The 12,296-nt window shown below is 71.9% G+C and carries 11 protein-coding genes; 3 read left to right on the top strand and 8 right to left on the bottom strand.

Annotation, left to right across the window (positions count from 1 at the left end; translation table 11 throughout):
* Nucleotides 1-153 precede the first annotated feature (153 nt).
* From L2I40_RS10165 to iolG, 4 genes are read right to left on the bottom strand one after another with little or no spacing between them, the layout of a single operon-like run.
* On the bottom strand, nt 154-1,188 hold the full coding sequence (locus L2I40_RS10165; RefSeq protein WP_237214791.1) for an ABC transporter substrate-binding protein: 1,035 nt from the start codon (nt 1,186-1,188) through the stop codon (nt 154-156).
* A 55-nt stretch (nt 1,189-1,243) separates the two neighbouring features.
* Complete coding sequence (locus tag L2I40_RS10160; RefSeq protein ID WP_237214790.1) at nt 1,244-2,026, bottom strand: inositol monophosphatase family protein; 783 nt, start codon at nt 2,024-2,026, stop codon at nt 1,244-1,246.
* A complete protein-coding gene (locus L2I40_RS10155; RefSeq protein ID WP_237214789.1) occupies nt 2,023-2,814 on the bottom strand; it encodes an SDR family oxidoreductase in 792 nt (263 codons plus the stop codon). The genes L2I40_RS10160 and L2I40_RS10155 overlap by 4 nt, the downstream gene beginning before the upstream one ends.
* Entirely contained in the window at nt 2,811-3,800 is a 990-nt protein-coding gene (gene iolG, locus L2I40_RS10150; protein ID WP_237214788.1) for an inositol 2-dehydrogenase, read from the bottom strand. Before iolG ends, L2I40_RS10155 begins: the two co-directional genes overlap by 4 nt.
* Before the next feature lie 89 nt (nt 3,801-3,889).
* On the opposite strand from iolG, the gene iolD reads away from it, so the two are divergent.
* From iolD to L2I40_RS10135, 3 genes are read left to right on the top strand one after another with little or no spacing between them, the layout of a single operon-like run.
* Nucleotides 3,890-5,719: a 3D-(3,5/4)-trihydroxycyclohexane-1,2-dione acylhydrolase (decyclizing) gene (iolD, locus tag L2I40_RS10145; protein WP_237214787.1), complete on the top strand. Its 1,830-nt coding sequence runs from the start codon at nt 3,890-3,892 to the stop codon at nt 5,717-5,719.
* Between the two features lie 2 nt (nt 5,720-5,721).
* Nucleotides 5,722-6,609: a myo-inosose-2 dehydratase gene (gene iolE / locus L2I40_RS10140; protein WP_237214786.1), complete on the top strand. Its 888-nt coding sequence runs from the start codon at nt 5,722-5,724 to the stop codon at nt 6,607-6,609.
* Between the two features lie 24 nt (nt 6,610-6,633).
* Nucleotides 6,634-8,292, top strand: a complete 1,659-nt coding sequence (locus tag L2I40_RS10135) for a Na/Pi cotransporter family protein (RefSeq protein WP_237214785.1) — start codon at nt 6,634-6,636, stop codon at nt 8,290-8,292.
* 160 nt (nt 8,293-8,452) lie between these two features.
* Here the strand turns inward: L2I40_RS10135 and L2I40_RS10130 are convergent, their stop codons facing one another.
* From L2I40_RS10130 to L2I40_RS10115, 4 genes are all read right to left on the bottom strand, one after another.
* Nucleotides 8,453-9,268, bottom strand: a complete 816-nt coding sequence (locus tag L2I40_RS10130; protein ID WP_237214784.1) for an alpha/beta fold hydrolase — start codon at nt 9,266-9,268, stop codon at nt 8,453-8,455.
* The gene (locus tag L2I40_RS10125; protein WP_237214783.1) at nt 9,268-10,440 is read right to left on the bottom strand and encodes a pyridoxal-phosphate-dependent aminotransferase family protein; all 1,173 of its coding nucleotides are present in this window, start codon (nt 10,438-10,440) and stop codon (nt 9,268-9,270) included. The genes L2I40_RS10130 and L2I40_RS10125 overlap by 1 nt, the downstream gene beginning before the upstream one ends.
* 78 nt (nt 10,441-10,518) lie before the next feature.
* Nucleotides 10,519-11,358, bottom strand: coding sequence for a carbohydrate ABC transporter permease (locus tag L2I40_RS10120; RefSeq protein WP_237214793.1), 840 nt, complete (start codon nt 11,356-11,358; stop codon nt 10,519-10,521).
* 2 nt (nt 11,359-11,360) lie between these two features.
* A partial coding sequence (locus L2I40_RS10115) for a carbohydrate ABC transporter permease (RefSeq protein ID WP_456305739.1) occupies nt 11,361-12,296 on the bottom strand: 936 nt, incomplete at its 5' end.

Raw genomic sequence — 12,296 nt, 5'->3', positions numbered from 1 at the left:
CGGCGCCGCCGTGCCGCCCGGCCAGGCCGCAAGCTCGGCGAGGCCCCGCTCCAGCCCATGCCAGGGCAACAGCAGGGCGCCGAGCGCGGCGCAGAGCAGCGCCGCGCGACCCAGGCCAAGCGCGCCCAAGGCTGGTCCCCGCCGCGGTGCCGGTTACCGGGAGCCGGCGCGCACCTCGCGCTCCCACCGCGTGATCAGGCGCGTGCGCTCCTCGGCGCTGCCCCAGCGCGCGAAGTCGTAGTCGATCATGCGGATGTTCTCGAAGCGCGGTGCCTGCGGCGGGATCGGCGCGTTGCGATTGGACGGCAGCTGGTAGGCCTGCGCCTGCACCGCGATCGCCTGCGCCTCGGCCGACAGCGCCCAGTCGTAGAAGCGCCGCGCCTGCTCCATGTTGCGCGCGCCGCGGATGATGGACATGGAGCCGATCTCGTAGCCCGTGCCCTCGCAGGGGCCGACGATCTCGACCGGCGCGCCGTTGACCTTCTGCGTCACCGCGTCGTGCAGGAAGGTGATGCCGACCAGCGTCTCGCCGGTCGCGACCGCGCGGGCCGGGGCGGCGCCGCTGCGGGTGTACTGGTTCACGTTGCGATGCAGCGCGCGGAGGTAGGTGAAGGCCGGCTCCTCGCCCATCAGCTGCACCAGCGTGGCGAGCATGGTGTAGGCGGTGCCGGAGGTGTTCGGGTCGGCGACCTGCACCTCGCCGCGGAAGGCGGGCTGGGCGATGTCGGCCCAGCAGCGGGGTGCGGCGATGCGGCGGCGCTGCAGCTCGGTCGCGTTGAAGGAGAAGCCGAGCGCGCCGGCGTAGATCCCGACCGTGCGGAAGCCGGTCTGCCGCGCCTGGCTGACGGCCCAGTCATGCAGCTGGTCGAGCATCGGGGAGCGGTATTCGACCGTCAGGTTCTCCTGCGCCGCCTGCATGTGCGGGTCGCCGGTGCCGCCCCACCACACGTCGCCGCGCGGGTTCTGCGCCTCGGCGCGGATCTGGGTCATGGTCTCGCCGGAGGAGCGGCGGGTCATGGCGACGCGGATGCCGGTGGCGCGCTCGAAGGCGGCCATCATCGGGCGGCACCATTCCTCCTGCACCGAGCAGTAGACGGTCAGGTTGCCCTGGGCGCGGGCCGCGTCCGGCAGCAGCGCGGCGAGCGCGCCGGCGAAGAGGGCGCCGATCAGGCGTCGAGGGGTTTTCATCGTTCGTTGCCTCCCTGGAGTCTGTGGACCGGTGAAGCATGCGCCCGGCCGGCGCTCAAGCCTCCATCAGCGCCGCGAGAGCGGGACCGAGGGCCGGGGCGGCGAACAGGATCGGGTTGCCCGAGGCCAGCCAGTCGCCGCTGTCGAAGGCGTTGGTCCAGCACCCGGCCTCCCGCGCGATGGCCAGCGCGCCGCAGGCGTCCCAGGAGTTGATGTGCAGCTCGATATAGGCGTCGAGCCGGCCGATGGCGGTGTCGACCAGGCCTAGCGTGCCGGAGCCGGAGGAGCGGACGCCGGCGCCGGCCGCCATGATACGACCCGCGAGGGCGACGAAGTCCTGCGCGGGACGGCGGAGCGACCAGCCAACCTCGACGATCGCACGCGCCATGTCGGCGGTGGGCGCGGCGCGGATGGGCCTGCCGTTAAGGCTTGCGCCGCAGCCGGTGGCGCCGAGGATCACCTCATCCGGCGCGTGCCGTGCGACGGCGCCGAGCGCGGCGCGGCCGTCCAGCGCCATCCCGATGGAGACGCACCACCGGTCCGCGTCCCGCGCGAAGTTCGCTGTGCCGTCGATGGGATCGAGGATCCAGAGCGGGCCGCCATCCGGGATGGCGCCGCCGCCCTCCTCGCCCAGGATCGGCTCGCCGGGGAACAGCTTCTCGAGCCGCTCGCGGAGAAAGACCTCGGTGGCGCCGTCGGCTTCGGTGAGGAAGTCCTGCGCGCCCTTCATCTTCGTGGCCGCCATGCCGCTGGCCCGCATGCGGGCGGCGAGCGACGCGGCCTCGCGAGCCAGGGGCGCGACCGCGTCGAGTCGGCGCTGCAGTTCGGAGGCGTTCACTGATAGGCACCCATCACGTTCTGGTCGAAGTCGATCAGCGAGCCGGTCATCATCTCCGCCGCGTCGGAGAGCAGGTAGGTCGAAAGGCCTGCGACGTCGGAGGGGCGGATCAGCCGGCCGAAGGGCTGGTTCGGCTCGGCGCGCTGCAGCCAGTCGGCCGGGTTGCCGTCCTTCTGCTGGATCACGTGCTCGCCCGGCGTGTCTGCCCAGCCGAGGTTGATGCCGTTCACGCGGATTCGCAGCGGCCGCAGGCCGAGCGCGGTGTTCTTGGTCAGCGTCGCGAGCGCCCCCTTGGAGGCCGAGTAGCCGGTCAGGAAGGGCTGGCCGCCATGGCTCGACATGGTGATGACGTTGACGACGGCGCCGGGCCGGCCGGCTTCCTTCAGCCGCCGCGCCATGGCCTGCGTCAGCTGGAAGGGCGCGCGGGCATTGATCGCGAAGAGCCGGTCCCAGAGATCCACCGATGTGTCGAGAATCGTCCCGCGATCCGTGAGCCCCGCGGCGTTGACCAGCCCATCCACCAGCCCGAGCGCGGCTTCGGCCTGCGCGACGATGCCCGCCGTGGCCGCCGCATCCGCCAGGTCGGCGGCGACGAAATGCGCGCGGGCGCCGAGCGCGCGGAGCTTCGCGACCACGGCTGCACCGCGATCCGCGTTGCGCCCCGTGATGCAGATGCCGGCCGCGCCGGCTTCGGCGGCGGCGAGCGCGCAGCCCTCGCCGATGCCCTGCGTGCCGCCGGTGACGAGGATGGTCCGCCCGGCGAGCGAGACCTTCGGCAGCACACTCATGCCACGCGCACCGGCTTGCCGGTGCGTAGCGATTCGACCGCGGCGTCGGCCAGCACCAGCGCCTGGCGGCCATCCTCCGCGCCGACCGGCATCGGCGTCTTGTTCGCAACGGCGTCGAGGAAGGCGTTCAGCTCGATCCGGTAGGCGTCGGCATAGCGTTCGAGGAAGAAGTGCAGCGGCTTGTCGGCCGAGACGGCGTTGCCGTCCGCCAGCTCCACCGTGGTCGGCGTGCGGTTGCCGGCGATCAGCCGCCCGCCGCTGCCGAAGACCTCCACGCGCTGGTCATAGCCGTAACTGGCGCGGCGGCTGTTGTTGATATGCGCCATGCGGCCGCTCGCGGTCTTCAACAGCACCATGGCGCTGTCGATGTCGCCGGCGGCGCCGATCGCCGGGTCCACCAGGTTGGCCCCATGGGCGAAGACCTCCACCGGCTCCTCGCCCAACATCCAGCGCGCCATGTCGAAGTCGTGGATCGTCATGTCGCGGAACAGCCCGCCCGAGACCTTGATGTAGGCGACGGGCGGCGGGCCGGGGTCGCGGCTGGTGATGACCACCTGCTCCACCGTGCCGATCGCGCCGGCGCCGATGCGGCGGTGCAGCTCAGCGAAGGAGGGGTCGAAGCGGCGGTTGAAGCCGACCAGCATCGGCACGCCGGCCTTCTTCACCTCCGCCAGGCAGGCATCGACGCGCGGCAGCGACAGGTCGATCGGCTTCTCGCAGAAGATCGCCTTGCCCGCGCGCGCGGCGGCAATCACCAGATCGGCGTGGGTGTCGGTGGAGCTCGCGATGATCACCGCGCCAACCTCGGGGTCGGCCAGCGCCGCGGCTGTTTCGGAAACGCGCGCGCCATGCTTCGCGGCAAGCGATTCGGCGGCCGCCGCGTTGACATCCACGACGTGCCGGAGCCGGGCGCGTCCGCTGGCGGCGAGGTTGGCCGCATGGATGGCGCCGATCCGGCCGGCGCCGAACTGTGCGAAGTGGAGCATGGTGCTTTCCGTGGGACGGCCGCTTGCGGGCGCTGTCATCGAATCGTAACACAGGGACCGCCGGCAGCAATCCCGGCGAGGGAGGAGGCATGGCCACCATACGCCTGACCGCGGCCGACGCCACGGTGCGCTTCCTGGCGGCGCAGCGTGTCGCGATCGATGGGCGCGAGGTGCCGTTGTTCGGCGGCGTCTGGGCGATCTTCGGCCATGGCAACGTCGCGGGCTTGGGCCCTGCGCTGCATGCGCATCGCGACGCGTTGCCGACCTTCCGCGCGCACAACGAGCAGGCAATGGCGCATGCGGCCATTGCCTACGCGAAGACCCATGCGCGGCGCCGCATGATGGCCTGCACGACCTCGATCGGGCCGGGTGCCACCAACATGGTGACGGCGGCGGCGGTCGCGCATGTGAACCGGCTGCCCGTGCTGTTCCTGCCGGGCGACGTCTTCGCCAGCCGCCGGCCGGATCCGGTGCTGCAGCAGGTCGAGGCCTTCGGCGACGCGACCGTCTCCGCCAATGACTGCTTCCGCCCGGTTTCGCGCCTCTTCGACCGGATCATGCGGGCCGAGCAGCTGCTCGTGGCGCTGCCGGCCGCGCTGCGGGTGCTGACCGACCCGGTGGAGTGCGGGCCCGTCACGCTCGCCTTCCCGCAGGACGTGCAGACCGAGGCGTCGGAGTTTCCCGAGGAATTCTTCCGCCCGCGTCTCTGGCGCTTCCGGGCGCCGGAGCCCGATGCGGCGGAACTGCGCGAGGCCGCGGCGGCGCTGCGCGGGGCGAAGCGGCCGCTTATCATCGCCGGTGGCGGCGTGAAGTACAGCGGTGCCGAGCGCGCGCTGGCCGACTTCGCGAGGACGCACGGCGTGCCGGTGGCGGAGACGCAGGCGGGCAAGGGAAGCCTCGCCTGGGATGCGCCGGAAAGCCTCGGCGCCATCGGCGTGACCGGCACGGCGGCGGCGAATGCGCTGGCACGGCAGGCCGACCTCATCCTCGCCGTCGGCACGCGCCTGCAGGACTTCACCACCGGCTCGCGCGCGCTGTTCGCTGCGCCGATCGTCGGGCTGAACGTCGCAGCCTTCGACGCGAACAAGCATGGCGCGCAGCCGCTGGTCGCCGATGCGGGCCGTGGTCTCGCCGCGCTGTCCGGCGCGCTGGCCGGCTGGGCGGCGCCGCAGTCCTGGCAGGACGAGTCGAAGGCCGCGATCGCGGCCTGGCAGGGCGTGGTGGACCGCGTGACCGCCCTGCCCGCGGGCAACGCCATGCCGACCGACGCGCAGGTGCTCGGCGCCGTCAATCGCGCGATGCCGCCGCGCGGGATCGTGCTCTGCGCCGCCGGCGGGCTGCCGGGCGAACTTCACAAGCTGTGGCGCGCGACCGACGCGGCCTCCTACCACCTGGAATACGGCTATTCCTGCATGGGCTACGAGATCGCGGGCGGGCTCGGCGCGAAGCTGGCCGCGCCGGACCGCGAGGTGGTGGTACTGGTCGGCGACGGCAGCTACCTGATGATGAACAGCGAGATCGCGACCTCCGTCGCGCTCGGCGCCAAGCTGACCATCGTGGTGCTGGACAACCGCGGCTTCGGCTGCATCAACCGGCTGCAGCGCGCGACGGGCGGCGAGCCCTTCAACAACCTGCTGGACGAGGCCGCGCCGCAGGTGGATTTCGCCGCCCATGCCGCCTCGCTGGGTGCCGAGGCACGCAAGGTGGCCTCCGTCGCGGAGCTGGCCGCCGCGCTGCCCGCCGCCTTCGCGGCGACGCGCACGCAGGTGATCGTGATCGACACCGATCCGCAGACCGGCACCGCCGAAGGCGGCGCCTGGTGGGAGGTGCCGGTCACCGCCGCACCCGCCACCGACGCGCAGGCGAAGGCGCGCGCCGACTACGACACCAACCGCAAGCGCCAGCTTGCAGGAGCCTGAGCATGGCCGTCCGCCTCGGCATCAACCCGCTGACCTGGACCAATGACGACATGCCGGAGCTCGGCGCTGAGACGCCGCTCGAGACCTGCCTGGCGGAAGGCAAGCTCGCCGGCTTCGAGGGCTTCGAGCTCGGCAACAAGTTTCCGCGCGTCGCGTCGGAGCTGAAGCCGATCCTCGACCGGCACGGGCTGGCGCTGGTCTCCGGCTGGTACGGCTCGCGCCTGCTGGAACGCGACGTGGATGCCGAGATGGCGGAGGCCGAGCCCCATATCGCGCTGCTCGCCGCACTTGGTTGCACGGTGATGGTGCATGCGGAGGTGTCGCGCGCCATCCATGGGGAGCGTACCACGCCGCTGTCGAAGCGGCCGGTGCTGTCCGACGCCGATTGGGCGCTGCTCGCGCCGCGCATGACGGAGTTCGGCAAGCGGCTGAAGGCGCGCGGCCTGCACCTCGCCTACCACCACCACATGGGCACGGTGATCGAGACCGGGGCGGAGGTGGACCGGCTGATGGCCAGCACCGGGCCGGAGGTCGGGTTGCTGCTCGACACCGGGCACCTGACCTTCGCCGGCGGCGATCCGGTGGCGGCGGCGAAGCGCCACGCCGCGCGCGTAGTGCATGTCCACTGCAAGGACATCCGGCCCGACGTGATGCGGAGCGCGAAGGCGCGCGACCTGCCCTTCCTGTCGGCCGTGCTGGAGGGCGTCTTCACCGTCCCCGGCGATGGCTGCGTGGACTACGCCGCGGTGCTGCCGCCGCTGGCCGCAGCCGGCTATGCGGGGTGGCTGGTGGTGGAGGCCGAGCAGGATCCCGCCAAGGCGCATCCGCTCACCTATGCGCGCATGGGACATGAAAACCTGCAACGCTTTGCCCGCGCTGCGTTCACCTGATCTGAAGGAGGATCGTCGCACCGGATGAGCGAACTCAGCCTGCTGGTGCACCTCGCCGGCGAGGCCGCTCTGCTGCTCTGGGGCCTGCACATGGTGCAGAGCGGGGTGGAGCGTGCCTTCGGCGGTCGCCTGCAGGCCATGCTCGGCCGGGCGATGGCGGGTCCGGGGCGCGCGCTGCTGGCCGGGCTCGGCGTGACGGCGGCGCTGCAATCCAGCACCGCGACCGCGCTGATGATCGCCGGCTTCGCCTCGGCCGGCGCGGTGGCGCTGGTGCCGGCGCTGGCGGCGATGCTCGGCGCGAATGTCGGCACGGCGCTGATCGTGCAGCTGCTCTCCTTCGACGCCAGCTGGCTGTCGCCGCTGCTGATCCTGCTCGGCGTCGTCGCCTTCCGCAAATCCAGCCGCACCCAGATCCGCGACATCGGCCGCGCGGGAATCGGGCTCGGCCTCATGCTGCTCGCCTTGCATCTAATGGTGGGGACGCTGGCGCCGGTCGAATCCTCGCCAGCCTTCGCCCGCGTGCTGGCGGAGCTGGCGGATCATCCGGTGATCGTGCTGCTGCTGGCCGCGCTCATCGCCTGGGCGGCGCATTCCTCCATCGCCGGCGTGCTCTTCGTCGCGTCGCTGGCCGGCAGCGGCGTGCTGGGGACGGAGGCGGCGCTGGCGATGGTGGCCGGGGCGAACCTCGGCAGCGCGATCAACCCGCTGCTGCAGTCCGGGCGCCCGGGCGATCGCGCGCGGCTGCGCCTGCCCGTCGGCAACCTGCTCAACCGCGTGCTCGGCTGCGTGCTGGTGATCGCCTTCCTGCCGACGGTCGCCGCCTGGATGACGGCGCTGGACGCCGCGCCCGTGCGCCTCGTCGCCAATGCGCATCTCGCCTTCAACCTGGCGACCAGCCTGCTCTTCCTCCCGCTGCTCCGGCCGCTCGCCTGGGCGCTGCAGCGGCTGCTGCCGGACCGGCCGGAGCTGGACGAGGCGGCGCCGCGCTACCTCGACGCGCGCGCCACCGAGGTGCCGTCCGTCGCCATGGCGAATGCGCAGCGCGAGGTGCTGCGCATCGCCGACGTGCTGGAACGCATGCTCGACGCCTCCGCCCGCGCCTTCGACGCCGAGGACCGCGACGCCGCCAAGGCGCTCGCCGACATGGACGACGTGGTGGACCGGCTGCATCGCGCGGTGCTCGCCTATCTCGCCGCCATCCCGGCCGAAGGACTGGGCGAGGTCGACACGCGGCGGCTGTCGGAGATCCAGTCCTTCGCCATCGCGCTGGAACACGCCGCCGACGTGCTGACCCGCGACGTGGCGCGGCATGCGACGAAGCGCGTGCGCCGCGGCGTCGTGCTGGCCTCGGAGGATCGCAAGGACCTGACGGAGTTGCACGAGGCGCTGCGCGAGCAGCTGCGCCTCGCCGTCGCGGTCTTCATGGTGGAGGACGCAGAGGCCGCGCGGCGCCTGGTGCGGGCGAAGGAGGAGCTGCGCGGCACCGAGCGCGAGGCGGCGCGGCGTGCGGCACTGGCGGCGCCGCTTCCGCTCGGCGAGCCGGGCGCGACGCCCGGCTTCGTGCTGGATGCGATCCGCGACCTGCGGCGCGTCGGCGGTCACCTTGCCGCCGTCGCGCATCCGCTGCTGGAACGGCGCGGCGAACTGCTGTCGAGCCGCCTGGCGCCGACGGCCGAGGGGTAGAGTGCCTATCGACGTCGGGGGGCGCCCCCGGGGCGGCGCCGCGGCTTCGCCGCGGCAACGCAGGGGAGCCTCATAGGATCAGCGCCCATGGCGGGGTCCCCGCAAAGCCGCGTCACGCCAAAGGCGTGCCTTCGGCACGACGCGGTTTTGTGGGGAGATCTTAGGCGCCGACCTCGGCGAAGAAGCGCTCGACGATCGCGTTGAACTCCGCCGCGCGCTCGAAATGGCCGGAATGGCCGACCTTCGCCAGCGGCACGACGCGCGCGCCCGGGATCGCCGCTTCCATCGCGCGTGGGTCGTAGGGCGGCAGCACCACGTCCTCCTCGCCCGGCACGAACAGCACAGGGCAGCGCGCCGCGGCGAGGTCCGACGGCGGCCGGACGCGACCATTGTAGAGCTTCACCCGCACCGCCTCCCGGTCCAGGCCGACGCTCAGGCCGTGGATGTGGTTGTAGAGGTGGTGCAGCGCCGGCTGCTCCTGCGCCATGCGCTCGCCCGCCGCGGGGTTGATGCCACGCGCGACGAGGGAGGCGCGGACCGGCGCGTGGTCGGGCGGCGGCGCGGCGCCCGGCAGCTTGCGGATGTCGAGCGTGCCGGTGGTCGCGGCCAGCACCAGCGCCTTCACGCGGCCCGGCCGCAGCAGCGCATATTCCACGCCGGTCCAGCCGCCCATGGATTGGCCGACGAAGCGGATGTCGCCGAGGCCGAGCTCATCCACCAGCGCGGCGAGGTCGCCCGCATAGGCCGCCGGATCCGGTCCGCCGGCCGGTGCCGTGGAAGGGAAGAAGCCGCGATGCGAGAAGGCCACACAGGTGTAGCGCGTGGCGAAATGCCCGACCTGCTGCCACCAGGACAACAGGTTGCCGCCAAGCCCGTGTGCAAAGACGATGGCCGGACCTTCGCCCGTCACCTCATAGGCGATGCGGCAATCCGGGCGTTCCAGCACGCCGGCGCGGCGGGGCGGGGCAGCGAACATCAGGCGGTCTCCGCGAGATAGGCCATCGCGGCGTCGACGCCGCCCGGCGCGTGGGGAATGCGTTCCAGCCGCAGGCCGATCTCGGTCGCCGCGAGCGTGCCGAGCACCATCGGCTCGTTCAGGTCGCCCAGATGGCCGATGCGGAACACCTTGCCGCCGAGCCGACCGAGGCCGGCGCCAAGCGCGACATTCATCGTCGCCACGCGCCGCTGCAGCGCTTCCGCGTCATGTCCCTCCGGCACCAGGATCGAGGTGACGGAATCGGAGACGCGCTCGGGCGAGAGGCAGAAGAGCTGCGGCCCGTCATTGCCGGTCCAGTGCCGCACGCAGCGTCGCACCGCCTCGGCCAGCCGATGGTGGCGGGCGAAGACGTTCTCCAGCCCTTCCTCCTCGATCAGGCGGAGCGACTCCTGCAGGCCGTAGAACAGCGCGATCGGCACCGTGCCGATGAAGGATTTGTGCCGCCGCTCCAGCATGCGGCTCCAGTGGAAATAGTGCTTCGGCAGGGTGGAGCGCGCATGCGCTTCCATCGCCTTGGCGGAGACGGCGGTGAAGCTGAAGCCGACGGGCAGCATCAGCCCCTTCTGGCTGCCGCCCACCGCGGCATCCACGCCCCATTCGTCGTGGCGATAGTCGATCGAGCCGAGCGAGGAGATGGTGTCGACCAGGAACAGCGCCGGGTGCTTCGCCGCGTCCAGGATCGCGCGGATGCGCGCGAGGTCGAGCGTCATGCCGGTGGAGGTCTCGTTGTGCACGGCGCAGACCGCCTTGATGGCGTGCCCGCGATCCGCGCCGAGCGCCTCTCGCAGCGCGGCATAGTCCAGGCCGCGGCGCCACTCGGCCGGCAGCGTCTCCACCACCAGGCCGAGATCGGTCGCCATGCGGCTCCAGGCTTCGGAGAAGTGCCCGGTCTCGATCACCAGGATGCGGTCGCCGGGCGAGAGCAGGTTGGCGAGGCTCGCCTCCCACGCCGCATGGCCGGAGCCGGTGTACATGAAGACGTGGCCGGTGGTCCGCAGGACGCGCTTCAGCCCTTCGACGCAGCGGTCGTAGACCGCGAGGAAGTCAGCGCCCATGAAGTCCACCGTACCGTGCGCGACGGCCTGCTGGACGCTGTCCGGGATGTTGGTCGGGCCCGGATTGGCGAAGAAATGGCGGCCGCGAGGCGTCATGGCGCTGTCCCTCGGGCTGCCCACGCCGCCCGTCGCGCCGGAGTCTCGGTGCAAAGCGGGGAAAAGTGAAGCCGCCCCTCAGCCCTTCACCGCGCCCGCCGTCAGGCCGGAGACGATGCGCCGCTGGAAGACCAGCACCAGCAGGATCAGCGGCACGGTCACGATCACGGAGGCCGCCATGATGCGCCCCCACGGCACCTCGAAGGCCGAGGCGCCGCTGATCAGCGCGATGGCGACGGGCACCGTGCGCATCTCGTTCGTCAGGGTGAAGGTCAGCGCGAAGACGAACTCGTTCCAGGCCGCGATGAAGGCGAGCAACCCGGTGGTGGCCAGCGCCGGGCCCATCAGCGGCAGGAAGACGCGCGTGATCGTCACCCAGGGCGTCGCACCGTCCATCATCGCTGCTTCCTCCAACTCCTTCGGCAGCTCGCGCATGAAGGTGGTCATCACCCAGACGGTGAAGGGAAGCGTGAAGATCAGGTAGCTGAGCGTGAGCCCGAGCAGGTTGTTGTAGAGGCCGAGCCAGCGGATCAGCTCGAACATGCCCGACAGCACCGCGACCTGCGGGAACATCGAGACGGCGAGGATCACCATCAGCAGCGGCCCGCGCCCGCGCAGCGACACGCGGCCCAGCGCATAGGCCGCGCCCGAGGCGAGCGCGAGCGAGACCAGCACGGTGGAGCCGGCGACGAAGACCGAGTTGAGGATGTTCCGCGCGAAGGGCTGCTCGCGGAACAGGGCGGTGTAGTTGTCGAGGCTCGGGTCGCGCGGCACCAGCTCCGTGCCGAACAGCGCCTGGCCTTCCTTCAGCGAGGAGACGATCGCCCAGTAGAAGGGGAAGACCGTGTAGAGGATGATCACCGCCAGCAGCAGGTAGAGCCCGATGCGGCCGAGTGCGCGTCGCGCGGCGCGCGGCATCGTCACGCCTCCCTCCCGCCGAGGCGCAGGCGCCCCGCGACGATGATCAGCGCGGCGACGGCGGCGACGACGAGCACCAGGAAGGTCGCGGCGGCGGACCCGCCGCCGACGTCCTGGAACTCCACCAGGTATTGCCGTGCATAGACCGACATGGATGCGGTGGCCGGGCTGTTGCCGGTCAGCACGTACATCAGGTCGAAGACCCGCAGCGCGTCGAGCGCGCGGAACAGCACGGCGACGACGAGGGCAGGGCGGATCAGCGGCAGCGTGATCCGCCAGAAAGTGCCGAAGGCTCCGAGGCCGTCGATCTTCGCAGCCTCGTAGACGTCGCGCGGCACGAGCTGCAGCGCGGCGAGCAGGAGCAGCGCCATGAAGGGCGTCGTCTTCCAGACATCCACGGCGATCACCGCCCACATCGCAAGCGACGGGTCCGCCACCCAGGCCCAGGGCTGCGAGATGACGCCGAGCGACAGCAGCACCGCGTTGATCACGCCGTACTGGTCATGCAGCATCCAGCCCCACATCTGCGCCGAGACGACCGTGGGGATCGCCCAGGGGATGAGCATCGCGGCGCGCAGCGGCCCGCGCGCGCGCAGCCGGGCATTCAGCGTCAGCGCGATCACCAGGCCGAGCAAGGTCTCCAGCGTCACGGAGACGGTGGCGAAGAACAGCGTGTTCCAGACCGCGCGCCACCAGTCCGGATCGGTGGCGAGCAGCCGGAAGTTCAGCAGGCCGATGAAGTCGTGATCGGCGAGGTTCACCAGCGTCGCGTCGGTCAGGGCGAAGTAGACCGTGCGCAGAAGCGGCCAGCCGGCGACCAGCGCGAGCACGACGAGCATCGGCGCGAGGAAGAGCCAGCCGGCGCGCCGCCGCCGCCGCTCCATGCCGGAGAGCGCCCCGCGTCCTGGCGCCGCCGCAGCGCGCGCCGCGGCCGCCGG

It is taken from the genome of Falsiroseomonas oryziterrae (genome assembly GCF_021864505.1).
Classification (GTDB): domain Bacteria; phylum Pseudomonadota; class Alphaproteobacteria; order Acetobacterales; family Acetobacteraceae; genus Falsiroseomonas; species Falsiroseomonas oryziterrae.
The sequence above is the reverse complement of the archived record's forward strand: the minus strand, read 5'-3'. Positions and strand labels throughout refer to the sequence as shown.

What these genes read in the sequence shown, in the direction of transcription:
- iolG (WP_237214788.1), bottom strand. Translation starts at nt 3,800, where the DNA reads ATGCTCCACTTCGCACAGTTCGGCGCCGGCCGGATCGGCGCCATCCAT.
- L2I40_RS10135 (WP_237214785.1), top strand. Translation starts at nt 6,634, where the DNA reads ATGAGCGAACTCAGCCTGCTGGTGCACCTCGCCGGCGAGGCCGCTCTG.
- iolD (WP_237214787.1), top strand. Translation starts at nt 3,890, where the DNA reads ATGGCCACCATACGCCTGACCGCGGCCGACGCCACGGTGCGCTTCCTG.
- L2I40_RS10120 (WP_237214793.1), bottom strand. Translation starts at nt 11,358, where the DNA reads ATGCCGCGCGCCGCGCGACGCGCACTCGGCCGCATCGGGCTCTACCTG.
- L2I40_RS10130 (WP_237214784.1), bottom strand. Translation starts at nt 9,268, where the DNA reads ATGTTCGCTGCCCCGCCCCGCCGCGCCGGCGTGCTGGAACGCCCGGAT.
- L2I40_RS10165 (WP_237214791.1), bottom strand. Translation starts at nt 1,188, where the DNA reads ATGAAAACCCCTCGACGCCTGATCGGCGCCCTCTTCGCCGGCGCGCTC.
- L2I40_RS10125 (WP_237214783.1), bottom strand. Translation starts at nt 10,440, where the DNA reads ATGACGCCTCGCGGCCGCCATTTCTTCGCCAATCCGGGCCCGACCAAC.
- iolE (WP_237214786.1), top strand. Translation starts at nt 5,722, where the DNA reads ATGGCCGTCCGCCTCGGCATCAACCCGCTGACCTGGACCAATGACGAC.
- L2I40_RS10155 (WP_237214789.1), bottom strand. Translation starts at nt 2,814, where the DNA reads ATGAGTGTGCTGCCGAAGGTCTCGCTCGCCGGGCGGACCATCCTCGTC.